This window comes from Flammeovirga sp. OC4 (assembly GCF_000812565.1).
Lineage (GTDB): Bacteria > Bacteroidota > Bacteroidia > Cytophagales > Flammeovirgaceae > Flammeovirga.
This window is the reverse complement of sequence record NZ_JTAM01000071.1, coordinates 1-20,356: the sequence shown is the minus strand read 5'-3', so window position 1 is coordinate 20,356 and position 20,356 is coordinate 1. Positions and strand designations below refer to the sequence as shown.

Below are 20,356 nucleotides of genomic sequence, written 5' to 3'. Positions count from 1 at the left end.
AATAATCTGAAATAGTGGTAGAATAATACAAATTGATCAATAACGGATTGTAAAAGGGAAAATTAGGCATTATACTATCTCAAACTTGAATCACTTTTGTAACAGATGATGAATTGATGTAAAAAAGAACTTAACCTGATCGTTTATATCAAGTAAAGTTCTAGTCTAAATAGCATCCCAGAGATACACTTTACGGGCAAAACGTTTGAAATCTCCCTTAAAACGAGAACTGCAAGGCCAATATTGATTTCCTTGGCTATCCAATAAAAAAACATATTCTTCTTGTCCTCTTGAAATATTTTTCAACCAATAAGCCGTTTCTGTTGGAACGTTTTTGTAAATCAATTCATAGCTTTCAGCCTTTTGTTGTCCCATAGAATGCCAACCATTGTCCCAAAAAAGTAAGTCATAAATATCTCCTATTCGGATATCATTATCATCATTACGAGACTGAACCAAAAAACCACTAACCGACTGATGGTCTTTCACCTCAATTATGACATCAAAATTTTTATTCTTGAAAAATGTAAGAGGCTTTTTGTCAAACATTCTTTCTGAAAATCTAAGCTTTTTTCTTTTCTTTCCCTTAATCCAAAAAGTGGTGAGCAAAGGTTTAATCATTTCTCCTCTTTTATCTACTAAATGTACCTCTGCTATTTCTATTTCCTTATCTTTTGGACTTCTAAAAATATAATACTTGTACTTTTTAACCTTTTCTAAATCTATTAATAATGGCTTCGTGCTTTTTAACTCATTGATGGTAATCAATAATTTCTGATCAGATAGATCCTTTTTATTAGCAACTAGAATTTGACTACCAATTAGTGAATCTTTCCATCTTTTCTTATCTAATTTTCTTGGTGAAATAAAAGGATACTTACGCGTAATAGTAGTAGAAATTCGTTGAGCATAATTTGCTTTTAAAAGATGAACCTTCGATAAGGTGTCAAGATAAAATACTTTCTTTGATATTTTTTGATCACTGTATTCCATCAAACCGTAAATCTGATCATTTCCAAAATTAGTAAAAGTCATCACGGTTTTGTTATCAACAACATACGGTCTTGATATCGGATTCAAAGCCCCTCCTGTTTTGAAAACACCGACCTTGCTTACTAAGCTTCCTTTATCCAAACTTAAAGTAAATTCATTTTGTCCCTTATAAAGGGCTGTAACATCAATTCCCCTTTTCAGGTCATCTTCATTACCTGTTTTAGATTGAAATGATATCCGATACACCTTTGGCAAGGCCGCTTCTTTATAAATATCATTCAATACCTCCCAAGTCTCGACATCGATTGCAAATGATTCATTACCTAAAAAGACCATAATCCATGCATGTCCCAACTTATGATGATTTCCCCACTGAGGTACATAATCTTTACATGCCGCAATCCCCAAGCTTCGCAATATATTAACTTCCAAATCGACCATCTGAGTACAAACACCTTGCTTTACTTTATTGAGTTGATAGATTGAAGGTGTGCCAGGGTAAGCAATTTCTAGCCCAACTATTACCTTTAATGAATCATGTAGTTGATGGAGAGCTATTGATATTCCATTCTTATACAATACATCATAAAACCAATTATACTGTTGGTACAAAGCACGCCTTAACCCTAATTCAGGTGCTTCATTTGATGATTTATAAGGGAGCACAAAAGACTGAAATATAGAGTCTTCCACTTGATATTTTGAAGGTAATCTTTCATGTGCTTCATAAGCGACATCAATATTGTCAATCAAAAATTCGGATGTCACATTTTCAATATCAAACCTTATCTTTTTAACCTTGTATTTGTTCCTTTCTTCTAACGAAATCGTTTTCATCTGATTTCTAAAAAACTCAGTTCTATCCCGCTTTTTGGGTTTAGTCTCCAAGAACTTTTCCATTGCAAAAAAAACAGAATCATGTACAGAATGGTTTTCAATATATTGATGCCTTTTACAATTTTCGATGAGATAATAAGCCGCCATTAACTTCATTGAATCATTTCGATAATAACGTAATACTTTTCTCAATTCAGCTTCATTTTTTCCAATGATTGATAGACTAGCCTCCACTTTATTAGGATAAACAGCATTTTCACAAGAAGTTAACTGTATCAATGCCATCATCAGTAATACAATTATTATGTTTTCACAATAGCCTCTCATAAAGCAATATTTAATTTTTGAATAGGTACTAGGAAAAAAATAATTAGCATGTTGGACGTAGAAAAAAGTGGCTCGTGTTGTAGTTCGTGAGACGAAAGACATTGTGTCTCTACAGTGGGAACCATTCCAATTTAATGAACTACAAAATTGAAAAGGTGTCGTTATGTACAGCTTCAATGCCTTGTGGCTTAAGAACCACCACAAAAAACCATTTTACGAACCGTAACTCTACATTCTTCATTAAAAAAGTACTATAACTTCTGTCCTAATAAATAGTACACAAATGAAAAGGAACTCTACTTGATCAGTAAAGACAAGTAAAGTTCAGTGTTATATTATAAATTAAAGAAAACGATTACAACCCTACTTCTTTCCACTCTTCATTGATCCTCTCTTTCAACGATGCTACAACATCTGGTTTGCTCTTTGCTAAATTATTTTGCTCTTCAGGATCTTGGAAAAGATCATAAAGTTGTACTTCTTCGTCTGCTTTTCTTACTGGGTCAGGAATGATCAGTTTATAAGGATTGGTATAGACAATTTCGTAATACTTACTTTCATCTACCGTCGTAAAATCGTGAGCGTATATTTCTCCGAAAACTGCTTTTCTTTCTTGTAATGCCTTCTTGTCTAAAACATTCACACCGTGCAAATCTTTTGGCTTATCAATACCTACCAAACTAAGCACCGTTGGCACCATATCTAATGAACTTGTTAAAGTTGTTTTATCCATTTTTGGTGAGATCTTCCCTTTCCATTTATAGAAGATTGGTGTTCTCATACCAAAATCGTAAGGTGACCTTTTGGAGTTTCGCTCATAAGTTGATCTGTTTTTATTTTGGATCCATCCATTGTCACACACATAAACAAACAATGTATTTTCCATTAAGCCTTTTTCCTCAATCTTATCATTTAACTGACCAATAGTAATGTCAAACCACTCGCACATTGCCCAGTATTTGGCTACATGTTCCGTTGGTGCAACATCAACATATTTCTGGAATAAACTGTCGGGTGGTGTATGTGGTTGATGGGGCATAAATGGGGCATACCATAGGAAAAATGGTTTCTTTTCTTCTACTGCAAAGTCGATGTAAGAATTCAAGGTATCCATTCCATGACGACCAATTCTTAATCCGTAATCACCATGTCTTCCTCCTTTTTCAGGATTGCCATGCGTCATTCCGTAGTCAAATCCACCCTCTTTGTAACTGCCATGCCACCACTTTCCTGTTTGAAACGATAAATAGCCTTTTTGTTTTAACATGTCAGGCAACGTTTGTTGTTTCTTGAAATCTTCAATCACGTGGGCATAAGCTTCACTACGTTTTTTACGGCTTGCAGCTCTGTCCCCTTTCACTCTTTCATATACCCAATCATTTCCTAAAATATTGTTTTGGCGTGGATACAAACCTGTAATAATAGAAGCCAAAGATGGGCTACACAATGAGGCTGTAACATACCCTCTTTGGAAGGTTAATCCCTCACTCGCCATTTTATCGATGTTGGGCGTTTTGATATGTTCGTGCCCCATAAAACTGTAGTCATTATAGGCTTGATCATCGGAGAGAATAAAGACGATGTTTGGTAAGGGTTCTTCTTTCGTCGAAAAATCTTGTTTGTTTTGCACACTCGATTTGTTACATCCAAAGAGTGTCGTTAGTAAGGCTATTAGTAATAGTCCTTTTATAAATAGAGATTTCATATATTGTTTGTGTTGAAAAATTTGATTTGTATTAATGTATTTGTGGGCAAACACATAGGTTTGCCCCTACAGGGGGGATTTGAAAATTTTGAATGCTTTCTTCTTTTCGTCCGTATTTAGTTTGAAGCTTCCAAAGGATAGACTTTGACCTTCTCCAATGTAGAGTGCTGTTTCATTCTGTCCATTGCTATTTTTTGTAACTCTTACGATCCCAAATCGACCATTAAATTGAAGGTCTAGATCAGCATTTTTGTATTTAAAATTTGAATGATCAGTACATATTATATAGTCGGTGATTGTATTTCCATTCACTTCAGAAATTACTTTGGCTCCTACTATTATTTCTTCATCTTTTATTGGTTCTACTTTACGAATACTTGATATTTTAGAGGCACTAGGCTCATAAATCGAAATAAAAGGTCGATCCCATGCTTCTCCGTCTTGTCGTACGACCAACACTTTCGTTTTCTTATCTAGATATGCTTCGTTAATATCTCGGCTTGGGGGAGCCAATGCAGTGGTATATTCTCGCCCAACACCTGAAGGCAAGAATTGATGCATGTATTTTTTTCCGACATTCAAGTCGTATCTTACTGTAACTGCTTGATCTGTTGATTTAGATGACTTTGTTTCTTCAAAATAACGCCACCCCGGTGAATGTACTAGATCACCGATATCATTGTTGTATTTGTCGGTTGATTTGGTTTTTAGTTTCTTCCCTTCCTCATCCAGCAATGTCATTTTATCACCGATATTATGATAGATGTAATCATGGAATTTATTTTCTACTAATGATTTCGACCTAAACATATCGAAATAATAAGCAGTTGTGGGACTTGTTCGAATGGTGCTTAAGGTACGTTCTTGTACTGCATTGTTGACTTTATCATCAAGGTGTTGAGTCGCAAAGCTAAAGTTTTCAGCGATTGGATTTTCTAAATGTAAAGGTTCTGATGCAATATTCTGAGTGGTATTTTGCCAGACATTTGCCCTGCCTTTCCATGACCCTTCATCCATTCCATGGGAAGATCCATTGACCACAACAGTATTGTTACCTGCATATAACCTAAAGTAGTGTTCGTGAAGTGGTATTCTACGTTGTGCCACACTTGTAGGCAAACCTGCTTGTGGAGCCATCACATAACCTTCTCCATAGAGTTCCATGGAAATTCCGGTTACGTGTGAATGTACATAATGTGCACCTCCAATCACACCACACAATCCATACTGTACATTATCTTTTTCGACATAATTTCTTTGTAAGGCCACCCCTGCATGCTTGATCACAACAGTCGGTTTTTGAAAATTAATCTCACCTTCTATCACTTCTGGAATATCACTCCCCCACAAAAGTTTGGTGAACGCTCCATAATTTCCGAAAGCATTCACTCTAACTTTTGGCTTATAACCTCCTACAGCATTATACTTTTGCCTTAATGCCACTTGAGCACGTTGTTCATATTCTTTTATGCCTCTTCTTTGAGCAAGGTTGAGTGTATAGCGATAAAGCTGATCTGTTCCATCATTCTTCCGATGTGAATCGCCATAAGAAACAAATCTTCGGTCAGGATAACGGAGATTATCGAACAAGAAATTCCCATCTAAAATATGTGTATAATCCTTGTAGACGTTCATTTCTGGCTTGATACGATCTATGACATTGAGAATCATGGTGATATTTCCCATAAAACTGTAACTCGTCGACTCGGGCCATATACCTTGTTCACCAAACATCGGTAAGATGGTGTTTTTAAATGAATTTTGATGTGCTGTTCCTTTCTCCCAAAACACATCAAAGAGGTGCTCTCTTTCTTTGTCATCTTCAACACATAATATCAGGAATAATGCTCCTGGTGCGGTTAGAACAGGATGGTTAGAAATGAATTTACCGTGCTGATCTGGCCGTCCATATTCCTGTAAGATATTATCTGTCATATTCAATATGGCTTTTTGCATCACCATATTATCATACTCTACATATTTTTTTTGGGAGAGGGAATACACTTTTCTTTCCGATTCTTTCAACCAATTATATATAAAATCATAGGCGATCGCAATCTGTCCATAAGAGGTTCTTGCATCGTAAAATGGGTAACCACAAATAGAGGTATTTTGCCCTTTTCTTGTCGATAATTCGGAACCATAATGCCAGATGATATCTGCGGCAAACTGTGCATATTCATCTTTACCTGTCAGATAATAAATCAATGAAGCATGAGCAGCAAGACCAGTGATTTGACCATGCTGTTGTACAGTTCTAACTTTTAACTCTGGTATATTATCATCTTTGGCAAGTAATGGTATTTTGCCAATCAAAAAACTTGGAGCCGCTTTATGTAATTCTATTTTTTTATCGACTGTTGCATAGGTCTGATCCAATAGTTCTTTTGCCCACCAATGTTTTTCGATTTTATCATAAATCTCCTGTTTCTCATCTTCTGTAATCCAAATGATAGGATGTTGCAGAGATTGAGCTTGGCTTTTGATTAAGGGAATAAAAAAAAGAAGTGTTAGGAAAAATATTCTTCCTAAACGGTAGTTATGATATTTTTTAGTTTTATAATTCATTTCTTCATTGGAATTTATCACATCATAAAGAACAAGAAAAATTGATTTTAGTCGATCCATAATTAAGGTATAATCGTCCAATTGTTAGCCTAATGAGCAATAAAAGGGGATTCAAACATGCTCTTTAGTTAGTATAGATTTTAAAATTCTTATAAATCGCAGAGCGAGTATACATATGTCTTAATCCTATTCTACCTTCTGTGATCGGATCGAAACCTGATAAATCCCAAGTGAATAGTTCTTCTTCTCCTTCTTCACTTGTAATTTTAAAGTACAATTGACTTCCTGATTTTATGGCTACAACATGATATTTCTGTCCTGTTTTCATAAAGCCTTTATAATCATAAGAAGGATCAATGCGGATGGTATTAAACCCTTTATTTTTAGGTTTAGGATAGCGACGAGACCTCACATAATAAAACCCACTTCCATCGTTTCCAAAAGCAGCATAGCTAATGTGCAAAAGGTTCATATTTTCAAAGTACTTTCTCATGGCAGGTACTTCTCTAAACTTTTCCCATTCCGAAATATCTTTTACAAACTGATCTTCACCGTCACCTGTGGCCTGAATATAAAGTATTGTCACGTACTTGTTGGCTGTATCTGTTCGAGTGTAATCGTACTCTATTTTAATGTCTCCTTCAAAGGACTCCTTTGTCCATAACACTGCATGATGAGCATCGTTTTTAGCTTCTGGCCCTGCCGAAAAATGCATTCCTTCATTCGTATTTTCTACAGTGGCAATTTGACCGTCCAATGTCCATTTTTGGGTCCAATCTTTCTTGCAATTATCCTTAAATACCAAATCCCATTGCTTTGATTTATTGAGGTCATCGAATTTTTGATTTGTTTTCTGACCTGAACAATAAAGGAAGGTCAAAGATAAAAGAAGAGTGAAGATATGTTTGATAGGTATCATGAAATATTTCTATTTTAAATTCATCACTAAGGGCTGTCTTAAAATCATTTTTTTCATTTTTATATCGCAAGTGTTAAGCCGGCAGGCGTCACTTGTGATGATACATTGGCGAAGTCTCCCGACTTCGAAATGAATGAAAGTGTGTTATTTATTATTCGAAGTCGGGAGACTTCGCCAATAAATAGTTCCAAGTGACGCTAACGCTTAACACTTGAAACATAGTGACTTTTTATCACAATAATAGGTTTGCGACGTCCCATAGTGATGAAAGAAGTTAATTTAATTGCAATACATCTGCTTCCGATTGCTTTCGCTTGATTGGTCCGTTCTCTCCCAAAAGGTAGACTTTAGAATAAGCAGTACCTTTGATATTTTGAGTGACGATAACTTTCGCATCAGGATGTGCATTTCTGATAAAATGAGACATTAGCAATTTCCCACCTTTTTCTTCCAGTAAAACTTTACTTTTCTTGAACTCGGCTCCACCATCATGACTCTCCCACCACGCTACATTTCCTAGCTTATTTTCGTTATCTTCTAATAAATAACTGACCTCATTTTTTGATTTAGCGACAAGTTCACCTCTCGCTTTATTCGGCACATTGGTTTCTCCACCAACCCACTCATCACCTGTCCATTGATAATGCATCAATTGTTTTGGACCTCCATGTCTTTTTCCACCATGTGCTCCCTCATACCAAGAAATATGTGGATACCCTTCATCATTAAGATCAGATCTTCCAATATGATTCCATTGATCGCCTGTGTTGATCGCCAATGTCTTTTGATCAGCATATTCTTTTGTTATCGGTAACGTTAAAGCCTCTCCTTTGACATTAAAAAATTGCTTTGTATCCGTATCAAATTTCATATAATAACAGTGATGTCTTTCCCCATCATGTCCTTTTTTAACGCTTTTGCAAAAGTGATAATTATAAGACAGGAGAATATCATTGCCTTCTCCCTTTTGAAGATTGACATACCAAGAATCCCAATCATTTACCTCATTTGATGGTTTGGTTTTAAGAAAAGATACTTTTGGAGAGAAAGTTCGGCAGTTGTCTTTTGATACTTGATACACCCAATTACTTCGGTGGGCTCCATGTCGGAAGAATAAGTAAATATCACCATTATCCAATTTCATAAACTGACTGTATGTACCAAAAGGAGTAATATTTTCCACCTCTTCCCACTCGCTAATGTCCATTGGTCTTTTAGACTTTACATGAATTTGTTTTCCATCATGATAATTACCTAACTTGTTTTCTCCCAAGTCTCTCGTTCCACCATGACCTCCAAAAACAATATGAATGTAACCCTCTCCATCCACCACTAAAGTAGGTTTACCATGATTATCGATTTTCCTACCCGGTGTCTTCCCTAGCAAACTTGTTCCTGCTTTATAGGGACCTCTCCACTTGTCCTTTTTATGATCATATGCTACTACATAAGGATCTTCTTTTTCTCCTTGATAGGCGACATAAGTGACTCCATTATAATATTCTCCTGCTTTTCCGGTTACAGGATTTCCAAAGGCATTATTAGAAAAGTAGTTGACCTTTTCTTCTGCGGTTTGGTTTGATATTAGTCCTACACTCAACATCAGTAGTGCGATTGAAAAAAGGTATTTCATGTGTTGATAATTTTAACTTCAATTGAATGAAATAAAGTAGCTGATTTTTTCTAACCTACTACATCTCATTTTTAACAGCTTTAAAAAACCAATGCCCCTCTTCTACTAAAAAAGTAAGATCCGTTTTTTCGTTTTCTACCCATTGGATTCCTTTTACTTTACTTCTGTACTTTCCGTTCTTCCAAACTACTTTACCATTAATCTTCAATTCAGAAATAGACTGATCAGTATTAGGAATGTACACTTTGGCCGTTGTATTTGCTGGCGAAACTAGCTTCATTTCATAATTATTTCCGTTTGAAGTCACTTCTAACTCTATATCACCTTTTACAGAAGGTACAAGTTGTTTTACTTTATTAAAATGGGCCAAATTAGGTTTCACTTCATAACTTGCCCACGCTACATCAGTAGCTTTAATCCCTGCTATATACCTTGACAAAACGTAGTTAGGAGCATTCCATGCATGATTATATGTTCCTCTTCTTTTAGGGTTGAATTTTTCATACAGTGTGGTCAATCCTTCTTGATTTACTTGGTCTTCATATCGTTGTTTCATTCTCAATAGTCCTTTATTGAAATGTCCTGTTTTCATCAAGGCCTCCTCTGCAAGCCATTCCATATGAGGGCTTGCTTTTTGAATTGGGAATAAAGTGCTATCCACCATTATATCAAGATTTTTTGGATTTGCCAACCCACTGATGACTGCCATTGATGTGGTTCTTTCTTCTCTTGGTTTTCCTTTAGAACCATAATGTGTTCCTCTCCAATATTTACCTTCGAAGTTGGCTTTTATACTTTGTATACGTTGATCATACCACACCAGATCTTGCTCTTCACCTAGCACTAATGCCATTCTCTTTCCTGCCTTCAAAGCATTATAATACCATACAACATTCATTGGAACGGGATCGGGATCTTCTCCCCAATCTACCCAGTTTGCATATCCTTTTCGGTGCATGGGTAAACCATCTTCACCCATTTTCCATAAGCCTAAATATCTTAAGATACCAGGGTAAGCATTGGCTAAAGTGGCTTTATCTCCAGTATTGTAATAATATTGCCACACGACCTGATCGATGTATTGTAAACTTTGACATGCTAATTCGCTACTTTTCCCTCTATAGGCTCCAAACCCGGGTGCCAAACCTTGAATAGTATCACCATCAGCATAAGCGACCGTATTGTCTATTGCTTTCTTCAACAACTTTCTACCTGCCTCATCCATGGTGTAAAATATGGCTCCTGTCTGATCTGCCACATCACCAATCCAAAGACCTCTTTCTCTATCGGGGCAATCCATATAACCATCTCTTGCACATATGTACAGTGTATTGCGTGCCATCCACCAAAGACGGGTGTAAAATGAGTCGTTGGTTTCAAAAGTACCTGTCATTTCACCCAAACCTGTCCAACGGTATTTCAATTCTAACACTTCTACTTCTGAAGGAATTTTATAAGTCACTATATGCCCATTAATCCAAGAATAATCCTCAAAAGATTGCTCCCCATTTGTTGTGGTATATTTTGCTTTAAGGAGGTTAAATGGATTATCTGTTTTGATCTCAATAACTTTTCCTTCTTTACTTTTCAATTTTATGTATGGCGTAATTTGTTTATTGAAAGGAAGTTGAGCCATTATAATCTGTACAGAATCTGATTGATTTTTATAAGGTAGTTTGACTTCATTTTCACCAATAAAAAGTGAAGTATATTCTGTCAAACCTCTATCATTCCACTGTGGAATACTCCTTTCAACCAATTCTCCCCAAGGAGCATCATTTGCATTCCCTTTGGTGTGAGGTGTTGTCCAATCGCTATCATCATAGTTTTGAGTATACCATGCTTTTTCAGTCCAATCTCCCAAAGCTTTTCGAGCATCAAAGTATACATTATAAGCATTGACACGATTGGGATTTTTTCCGCCTCCTCCGCTTTTGGGATCGTAAGCAGGATGCTTTTTCATCTTCCAGGTATTATTCGTTTTCAAACCCCAATCGGCATGAACTAGCAACCCTCCCTTACCACTGTCATCATGTACTTTACGAGTTCTTCCCCAATACCATACTAAAACGGCAATGGTGTTTTTGCCTTCCTTTAAATATTCTGATAAATCTACAATATCAAAATAATTGGTATTTGGTCCTGCTCCTCTTGCCAAACCTCCTTCAAATAATATCATTTCTCCATTTACCCAAAGCCAGTATTTAGTATCAACTGCTATTTTGATATTGGCATCGGAGGGTATATCTTTTATATCAAAATTTTTCCGAAAAGCTACCCATGTATTTGCCGGTCCTTCGTCTTCTTGCCATAACCATTTTGCACCTTCCCATTGACTATTTTGACTGAATGCATTTATGGAATGAATCAAAAAGAGAATACAAAAAAGTAGGTATTGTTTGTTTGATATTATCATTGCTTTTTATTGTTTATATTAATATGAATCTCCTTTACTGTATTAATCACAACAGGTCCAATCAAACCTGCAGGTAATAATTGATCTCCCTTGTCATAAAAAGGGTAAGTCACAAAAGTCGAACGTTCTCCCAAAGGGGCAGACTCATTTCGCACATACCAATCCACCATTTTGTACTGGTTAATTAGGCTCATTTGTGGATCTCTTGCCGGCAATGGACGATTGATTTGAGGGCGTAAATCATAGCCGGTTAGATTGGGATAGTTTTCGTCTCCAATTAAGCGATTGGTCCATTGGTTTGTAACTTCGAGTCGTAGTTTATTCTTTCCTTTTTTTAGGGCTTTACTGATATCGATGGTAAAAGGTGCCTTCCATAAAACTCCTAAATCTTCATCATTCAAAACTACTTTTACTATTTCATGAACCCTCCCCAGGTCTAATACATATTTCTGACCTTCAGTCCATTGATTTTTAGCAATATCAAATTCTACTTCATATTGAGCTGTACCTGAATAGTATTTTATTCCTTCTTCTTCATGATCGGTCCAATCAATAAGCTGTTGAAAAGTAAGCTTTTTTGAACCTTGTTTTATTTGAGAAAAAGTAACATTCCAATTGCCATTAATTGGGATAGGTCTGTTTATCGAATTGACATTAAAATTGACCTCTGAATCATCTTTCAGTTTCACCTTGTAGTTACCTATTTTTGATGCTTCAACTGTAAGCTCTTTTTCATTGTTCAAAGAAAAAACTAAATCAGGTTGAGACAATGCTTCTGAGACTTTTACGGAAATAATTCCAATAGATGATTTTCTAAAGACTACAAATCCTGAACCTTCTGCCGGGAGTGTTACCGCTACTTTAGTTTTGTCTTTTCTATTTTCAAACGCCCCAAATTGAGTCACGTTTCCTGTCATAGGGTCAAACCATTCGGGAATTTTGTCTTTGATATTAAATGTACACTCGAAAGTCTGTGTTATGTTTTTTGGATTATAAAAGAAATAAATATCTTCTTTTGTTGTCTTTCGGTGAGCGTAGTTGATGTCTTGTCCATCTTTGATTTTTAGATCAATTGGAATATTATATTTCTGATAAATCTCCTCCCAATCTACGTTCGTAATGGTCGTTTCCTTTGTCCAAATTTCTTTTACTAATGCATCAAATTCTTTTTCTTGTTGGATAGAAGCTGAGTATCCTCCAATTTCAGTTGGCTTATTGCCAATAATAACCACTCCTTGACTAGATATTTCAGCCAATCTTTTTAAAGTAGAAAGATGTATTTCTCGGCAATTATTTAAATAAAGTGCATGATATTGACCTCCCTCTGGGAGAACTAACTTCCCATTTTTCACTGTGACCCTATTGTGAAGAACATCATTATTAATACAATCATAATTGATAGTATTAGGAAGATTTTTCATGCCCTTTCTTGATACCGTCGTATTGGGAGAACCATCTCCAACAAAGGCTAAAATATCTGCAACAGGTACTCCCTTTCGCAGTAAATATTGCCCTCTGGTAATGTACTGGAACCATGCTTTACCGGCATTATTCCACCATGTTTGAGTACGGTCGATATTGGAACCAAAACCACTCATGGTCATACCAGGAACCACTTTTGTATTAGGTTGATGAGTAAAACGATGAAAACATATTTCGTTGATACCTTGTGCCCAAGCAATATCTCCTGTCAATTTCCAACCACCCGGATGCCCCTTAAAGCTTTCGCCGGGACCAGAAGTAAAAGCCTCCGCAGATATAACATTTTTACCGTAAATATGCCCGGCTGAGATGGCTTGAGCAGTCATTAATTTACCCCCTGCATGAAATTCTCCCATCGGAATATCTGCTTTTCGAGCGGCATCTAAGGTATTAAAACCTGCGTTCCCATAAGGTTCTACATAACTTTTTAATCCATCTTGATGGCATAACTCAGAAAAGTAATCAAAGTAATTTTCCGTAATTAATTGGCTATTAAAATTACGAATGTCCCAAAGAACTCGTTCAGTGGTTTCCGCATCATCAACAAACCTACCCGCATATAATGGAAGAAAATCTAGAATATTATATCCCAATTCAGCTTTGAATAACTTGTCATACCCTTTTGTCCAATTTTGACTTCCCACTTCATAACTATCAATTTCAACATATTGTAAGGCATCTGAGTTTTTAATTTTCGAAGCATCGATGACTTTTCTGACATATCCATCATAAAACAGTTTGAATGATTCACGACTGAATTTATCAACTTCAAACCCCGTTCCTACTAAAGATGCTGGGTCATTTACGGCTTTAGTTGTCGTATAACCGATTCTCATTATCGTCCAATTTCCTTTTGGGAGTTTTGTCTTCAGTTTACCTTGATTGTTTACTTGGTGAGTGAGGTTGATGATCTCGTTTTTCTTGATCAAAAATTCATCTCCGGGATGTTGCAACTTAGGTAAACCTCCATTATTGGCTCTATGAATACTCGTTCGAGAAGTCATATTATTAAAACGATAAGTTGCACTCAAATTCACTTCCTCTATATCTAAAGCAAGGTCAGTTACAAAACGAAAATAGCGAGCAGTAACCGCTTCGAAACTAGCATCAATGGTGTATTCATATTTTCCGTGACGCAATATTTTTAAATCTTTCACCTTCTTAAATTCCACTCCATCTTCAGAGGTTTCCAAATAGAATCTAGCTTTTCTTGGTTGCTCTCCTTCTTTGAGCATCAATCCTACAATTTTGGTACGTTGGTTTTCGGATTTAAGCAAAAAAGATCGAATGGTTTGTTCTTGCCCAAAATCCCATTGAATCCAACCTTTCTGACCTGGTTTTACGGTCAATTCTGTCCGTTCGTCTAGTTTTCCATTTGTGGCAATATTAATATCAAAGTCATTATTAGAGGCCGTTATTTCCGGTTGAATGCTCGCATCTAAAATCTCTGATTTAAGTGCGGGATATGCTAAAACAGCTATCTCTTCATAGTAACCTTTACATCGAGAAGGTTCAGGTAAAAACACATCTACCTCACCACCACTTGATTGCATAGTTCTGTATACCACTTGTTTCATTGAATGCTCAACGGGAACCCAAGGGCCACCACTTGAGGTCCAACCATCGCAATTATGGATTCCAAAACTAAGGCCCAATCGTTCACACTCCGCAGCTGCATGTGCTGTCATTTCTATATGTTCAGGAGAATTAAAATCGATTGGCCCATTAGGGATATTATGAGTTACATTAAATAAAATTACACCTCCTATACCAACATTGGCTATAGATTCTAAATCTTTAGTTAATCCTACTTTACTCATATTTCCACTCATCACATGCATCCATGTAATAGGTTTATACTCAGCAATTGGATCTTTAAACTCCTTTTCTAACAATAGATCATTCGAGTTCTGTGCATGGCTTGAGGTGTAGAACAAAGCCATTAATAACAGATAGTAATACGTTCTTTTCATTTCAAATTAGTTATTTGTTCGTCTTCAGTTCTTCCATAAGATGGTATAGTCTCCGCTACTTAAATCATCCAAAATCAATTGATCATTAAGCAAAGTAGCTTTTACTTTATCTCCGTTAATAATCAGTCGAGATGAGCGTTTTCCCTTTTTAGGGAGTACTAACTTTGCCGTGGTATTGGGAGGGATTGTGATTTCATAAGAAATATCATCACCTATATATTTCCATGATGAGGTGATTTTCCCGTAACGTGAATCATACTCCCCTTTTGCTTCTGTAAGTTGATCATTGAAGGTAGGTGCAAATAATATCTTTTTGTAGCCTGCTTCCAATGGTGCTATTCCCGCGATTCGTTCATACATCCACTGACCGATTGCTCCATAAGCATAATGATTGAAAGATAAGGCTCGATTTGCAAATCCTTTGTCATGTGTGTAACCGTCCCATCGTTCCCACATCGTTGTTGCACCTTGATTGATGGAGTAAAACCATGAAGGATAAGTTTCTTTAAATAAGATTTCGTAGAGTAATTCCGTATTGTCCGATTGATCTAAAACGTAAGCCAGTAATGGCGTTCCGATAAAGCCTGTGCGAAGATGATTGTCTGTACTTTTCAGTAATTCCACTAAATGTTCAATGGCTTTACGGGTCATTTCTTCAGATAAAATATCAAAACCTAAGGCTAAAAGATAGCCTGTTTGCGTAGGGGTGTAAGGTGATTTGATTTCTCCATTGACATTAAAATATTCTCTTTCAAAGGCTACTGAAATAGCATCCAATAACTTTTTGTATTTCAACCTATCTTTTTCTAATCCTAATACACCCGCAGTCTGCATGGTTAATTTGACGGAGTAAGCATAATAAGCTGTGGAAATTAATGTATTCGGTGTGTCTCCTCTTCGGTCATCTTTTTGTTGGGAATACGGTTGTAACCAATCGCCAACCGTAGACATATGACTAATGTGATCGGTGGATTCTGATGTATGATAAGCACACCACTTCTGCATCATTTCATAATTTTCTTTCAGCACCTTGGTATCACCTGTTCTATAATAAAGTTCCCATGGAACGATGGTACAAGCATCTGACCATCCTGCTTGTGCAAAATCGCCCGTGAAATTGGGAACCACTACCGGAACGCCTCCATTATCAAACTGTTCTTCCCGCATACTTGAAAGCCAGGCTGACCAAAAGGCATGGGTATTTGATAAAAATAAAGAGGTAGGGATAAAAACTTGTGCGTCACCTGTCCAACCCAAGCGTTCACTTCTTTGTGGACAATCCAAAGGAATATCAAAAAAGTTACCTTTTAGACCCCATTGTATATTGCTATGCAGTTGATTTAGTTTGTTATTTGAAGAGTAAAAAGTGCCTGACATCTCAAAATCAGAATATTGCACGATCCCTTTTACCCAGCTTTCTTCAGGATAAAACTCCTCATCAAAACCGCTTATTTCCACATATCTAAATCCGTGAAAAGTAAATTTGGGTCGCCAGCAAATAGTATCATTTTCTTTTGCGATATAATGATCAATGGCTTTGGCAGACCCTAAGTTTTTAGTAAATAATTCACCCTCTTGATCCAACATTTCTCCATGTCTCAATTGAATATAATCTCCTTTCTTAACTGGGATTTTAAGTTGAACCACCCCCACCATGTTCTGTCCAAAATCAAAGAGCACTTTATTCTTTACCATTGGAGTCATACTGATTGGATGTAACTCCATTTTATTACGAATTGGTAAATGTTTTTTAGGTGATAATTCAATATTGGGATCAATGCTTTCAGTTGTCACCTTCTCCCATTCTGCATCATCAAAATTGGGTTGATTCCAACCGGGTATTACAAAATTAGCATCAAATACTTCTCCATCGTACAACCCCGAAATACGCAAAGGACCTTGTCTTGAGGCTTTCCAATGCTGATCGCTGACAATCCATTGCTTTTTTCCGTTTTGATCTTCAATTTCTAATTGGCAAATAACCGAAGGTGCCACATTAACGGTATCCCAACGGCGTTTCGGTCCAAAGCGTCCTGCAAACCATCCTTCTGCTAGGGTAATTCCGATTGCATTTTCTCCCTCTTGAAGGTATTCTTTGATGTCGTAAGTGATGGTTTCAATTCTTTTAGCATAAGGCGTCCATCCAGGAGTCAAAACATCGTTGCCTACTTTTTCACCATTAATATTGGCTTCAAAAATCCCTTTGGCAGTGATATATAAACGAGCTTTTTTAATTTCAGCATTGACCTCAAATTCTTTTCTCAAATACTGTGGTCTGAAAAGTGGTGTACCATATTCTGTTCTTTCCCACTCTTTTGGATCTGGTATTTTTATCCACTCTGCTTTCCAATCTTGATTCGACAACAAACCCATTTCTACTGTTGCTACTTCACTCCAATCAGAAGAATAATCGTCTTCATTCCAATACCTCACCTGCCAGTAAATCTTTTGTCTTGATTTTAGTGCTTCCCCTCCATAACTGATATCAATAGACTGATCTGAATCCACTTTTCCTGATGTCCATAGGTCTGCTTTATCAGGTAATAACTCCGGCTTTGAAGCGACGACAATGGTATAGGCTTTTTGCTTTTTAGTATTGCTTGATGGAGGAATTTTCCATGAGAAAGAAGGAGTGTCATCATAAAACCCCAAAGGATTGACAAACCCTTCTGCATTGGTTAAAGCTACGGGTGCAGGCAACAAATTTTCTGAAGCTTGTACCGTTATTCCAATTGAAATGAGGAATTGAAGAAGAAAGATGTGTAGTAAATAATTCATTTTGGAGAGGGGAAATGTTTTAGGAGCACAAAAATCTTGTAGATAACGTGCACCATGACTGAAGTCATGGGCAGGTGACACCAACTCCAACAACACTAAAGTGATGTTTTCGTTATCAACCTTCAAGACTTTAGTCTTGATCAGGTTGCTATATCACCTGCCCATAGTTTTAACTATGGTGCGCGAAACTCTAGTTCAGATGTTTAACTATTTTACAAACACCTTCTTTGTATACCCCGATACGTTTACAATGTATAATCCTGAATGTAATGGAATAGTAAGGGTTGTTGAATTGACAACTCCACTGTAGACTACTACACCAGAAAGGTTGTAAACCACAATTTCATTTCTCGATGACATCTCAGAGAGTTTTATCTGCCCATTTGTTCCATAGCATTTAAATGGTGCTTTTTCAACTGAAGTTGAACTGATAATATCGTCTTCTGGATCAGGATCTGTCTCTGGCTCCTCGGGTGTAATTTCTATTCCTAAATCATAACCTTGAATGTAAATCGGTCTTGCATCGCCATTCACACCTCTTTCCATCGCATACACAAATAACTGCCCATCCTGTATCAGGATATTTGAATGCAACATATTAATGCCGTCCGTAGCAGTGTACAACTCTTCCCAATCATTCGTTCCTCCTTCAGCTTTTAAGATATAAGGCTTATTATTTTTCATACTGATCAAATAAACTATATCTCCATCTACAGCATAGAGGTCTCCTCCAGGAAAATCAGTTGTAATCGTGAAATCATCATCACCTGCTTTTTTATAAGCGTGTACATTCTTTTTCTGATTATCTACTTCACTCCTAATGCTATTGGTAATGAAATGAACTGATTCATTATCTGTTACTGTAAAGTTTACTCCAGAAGATATGCGAACAGAATTTGCTCCTCCTTGTGTCACCACATCACCCGGTTCGTAGAAAAATAATTTCTCTGGACTTACCAATGGAATAGAGAACGACTCTCCTTTATAGTTATACCACTCTGTCTCTCCTGAAGGATCGTTGGTATACCCATAGTGAAATCCATTATTGTATACATACTTATCATTATTGTAACTCATTCTTTTTAGGAAACCCACTCTAAGTTTACCATTGATGTATTTTAAATCACCATATAAACCCCAATTATAAGGATTGCCTTTTCCTTTTGCATTGAGTGTACTAAAGTTTGTAAAAGGTCCCCAAACACCATCGGTATATTTTGCAAACTTATACATACCGTTATTGTTACCACCTTCTCTAAACCAAACAAATAACTCATCATCATCATTTAGGAAGAAGTTAGGGTAAGTGATATCAGAATAATTATATGATGCATTTAAATAGGTTTGTTTCGATCTGAATAAGTCCCGATTGAATGATCCCACTGGGGCAAGTGCGGCTCCTTCTAGAGAAACTTGATAATTGAAATAAGAATCAGGAAAATCATTTTTGCTATACGAGTGCATATCATAAAGCAAATGTACGGTACTATCCAAAGGACAAACACCCACTGCAATGGTATTGTGAGAATCACCGATATGCTCATAAGTATTCCTGAAACCAACATGGGTGTGATCAAACTTTATGGTTTCTAAAGTTTGAGTGGGGATATGTAATCTAGAAAGCATTACGTTTTTATTTTCCTCACCACCCATGTACCAAGTTAGAAATAAGAAGTCTCCGTATTTCTTGATACAGTCACCGTGGGGTGTAATACGACGGCCAAAATAAAATTCAAAACCTGGATTGTCTTTTTCCAAGTCCGTTTTTCTCTCATCTCCATCAAAGTAAAGCCCTTGGTCGGTTACTTTTACTTCGAATTCTCTCGTGACTTGAGCACTTAATTGTAGCCCCAAAAAAAGAGATAGTAGCAAGGTCAATAAACTGTAAAAAGTAATTTTCATTTCTAGTTTGTTTTATGTTAATATAATCACGTTAAAAAGTGACTCTTCGGTAGAGTACCGTTGTTTATTATTTCAAATGTTTTGACATAAAACTAATTTGTGAGAAGAAAATTATAGTCCTTTATAATGGTGTTATCGTCCATTACCACTAGATGTTTTTTCATTAAGTGGTAAGAATGAAGAATTAAAGGAAAAAGGACTGTATTAAGCCCTTTAATATGCTAGAATATCCTTTGGTTTAAAGTTGTCATAACCACTATAGCTATCGGGTAATATTTTCACACCCAACATCAACTCTGTTCGCTTGAACATTGGTAATGCCATATTTGCCAATTGACTTTCTGCTCCTCCACCAATGATTTGTTTCCACTTCCAAGTGGATTCCCCCTTGAAATAAGGAATTACAAAGTCATAGGCCTTTTTTAAACTCGCTCCATTTTCACTTTGATACTCTCATAAATCTACTTTAGTAAATCGGAGTCCTAAATCTGTAATTCTCGCGAAAGCCCATAGATTATTGACGGTATAATTCACGGATTTTGTTCGAGATAACTCTAAAGGTTGTCCCCCGTTTTCATCAATATGGGTTGCTATACGTGAAGTCTTCACTTCTTCTAATTTAGCCTCCGCTTCATCAAGTTTACCGAGATAAATCATAAGCCCTATCATTTGATAGTCATAATTAGTTACATGATTATTATGTCTTGTACTCTCTCGAATGCCAAACTCACTTTCCTTTAACCAAGTGTAATAATCACAAAACCACTTATCTACCACTGCTTTATCATTCTTACTCAATAAATTATTCTCCTCCAAAAGCTGA

10 protein-coding genes are annotated in these 20,356 nt (G+C 36.4%); all 10 read right to left on the bottom strand.

Going from position 1 to position 20,356, the window contains the following annotated elements:
• Positions 1–165 precede the first annotated feature (165 nt).
• Positions 166–2,157, bottom strand: a complete 1,992-nt coding sequence (locus PL77_RS24585; protein WP_156152525.1) for a transglutaminase-like domain-containing protein — start codon at positions 2,155–2,157, stop codon at positions 166–168.
• 355 nt (positions 2,158–2,512) lie between these two features.
• On the bottom strand, positions 2,513–3,862 hold the full coding sequence (locus PL77_RS24580) for a sulfatase (RefSeq protein ID WP_052444699.1): 1,350 nt from the start codon (positions 3,860–3,862) through the stop codon (positions 2,513–2,515).
• A 66-nt stretch (positions 3,863–3,928) separates the two neighbouring features.
• On the bottom strand, positions 3,929–6,490 hold the full coding sequence (locus PL77_RS24575; RefSeq protein WP_044211341.1) for a hypothetical protein: 2,562 nt from the start codon (positions 6,488–6,490) through the stop codon (positions 3,929–3,931).
• A gap of 64 nt (positions 6,491–6,554) precedes the next feature.
• Complete coding sequence (locus PL77_RS24570; RefSeq protein ID WP_044211339.1) at positions 6,555–7,349, bottom strand: DUF1961 family protein; 795 nt, start codon at positions 7,347–7,349, stop codon at positions 6,555–6,557.
• Positions 7,350–7,623: 274 nt separating this feature from the next.
• Positions 7,624–8,982, bottom strand: a complete 1,359-nt coding sequence (locus PL77_RS24565) for a BNR-4 repeat-containing protein (protein WP_044211337.1) — start codon at positions 8,980–8,982, stop codon at positions 7,624–7,626.
• A 58-nt stretch (positions 8,983–9,040) separates the two neighbouring features.
• Positions 9,041–11,398, bottom strand: coding sequence for an alpha-L-rhamnosidase C-terminal domain-containing protein (locus PL77_RS24560; RefSeq protein ID WP_044211335.1), 2,358 nt, complete (start codon positions 11,396–11,398; stop codon positions 9,041–9,043).
• Positions 11,395–14,853 (bottom strand): glycosyl hydrolase, encoded by a 3,459-nt coding sequence (locus tag PL77_RS24555; RefSeq protein WP_082026716.1) that lies wholly within the window; start codon positions 14,851–14,853, stop codon positions 11,395–11,397. Before PL77_RS24555 ends, PL77_RS24560 begins: the two co-directional genes overlap by 4 nt.
• A 24-nt stretch (positions 14,854–14,877) precedes the next feature.
• Entirely contained in the window at positions 14,878–17,757 is a 2,880-nt protein-coding gene (locus PL77_RS24550) for a family 78 glycoside hydrolase catalytic domain (protein WP_156152524.1), read from the bottom strand.
• A gap of 81 nt (positions 17,758–17,838) precedes the next feature.
• The gene (locus PL77_RS24545; RefSeq protein ID WP_052444696.1) at positions 17,839–19,533 is read right to left on the bottom strand and encodes a BNR-4 repeat-containing protein; all 1,695 of its coding nucleotides are present in this window, start codon (positions 19,531–19,533) and stop codon (positions 17,839–17,841) included.
• 453 nt (positions 19,534–19,986) lie between these two features.
• Positions 19,987–20,356 (bottom strand): alginate lyase family protein (locus PL77_RS24540; protein WP_044211329.1); only part of this gene is annotated, 370 nt, incomplete at its 5' end.

What these genes read in the sequence shown, in the direction of transcription:
- PL77_RS24585 (WP_156152525.1), bottom strand. Translation starts at nt 2,157, where the DNA reads ATGAGAGGCTATTGTGAAAACATAATAATTGTATTACTGATGATGGCA.
- PL77_RS24580 (WP_052444699.1), bottom strand. Translation starts at nt 3,862, where the DNA reads ATGAAATCTCTATTTATAAAAGGACTATTACTAATAGCCTTACTAACG.
- PL77_RS24575 (WP_044211341.1), bottom strand. Translation starts at nt 6,490, where the DNA reads ATGGATCGACTAAAATCAATTTTTCTTGTTCTTTATGATGTGATAAAT.
- PL77_RS24570 (WP_044211339.1), bottom strand. Translation starts at nt 7,349, where the DNA reads ATGATACCTATCAAACATATCTTCACTCTTCTTTTATCTTTGACCTTC.
- PL77_RS24565 (WP_044211337.1), bottom strand. Translation starts at nt 8,982, where the DNA reads ATGAAATACCTTTTTTCAATCGCACTACTGATGTTGAGTGTAGGACTA.
- PL77_RS24560 (WP_044211335.1), bottom strand. Translation starts at nt 11,398, where the DNA reads ATGATAATATCAAACAAACAATACCTACTTTTTTGTATTCTCTTTTTG.
- PL77_RS24555 (WP_082026716.1), bottom strand. Translation starts at nt 14,853, where the DNA reads ATGAAAAGAACGTATTACTATCTGTTATTAATGGCTTTGTTCTACACC.
- PL77_RS24545 (WP_052444696.1), bottom strand. Translation starts at nt 19,533, where the DNA reads ATGAAAATTACTTTTTACAGTTTATTGACCTTGCTACTATCTCTTTTT.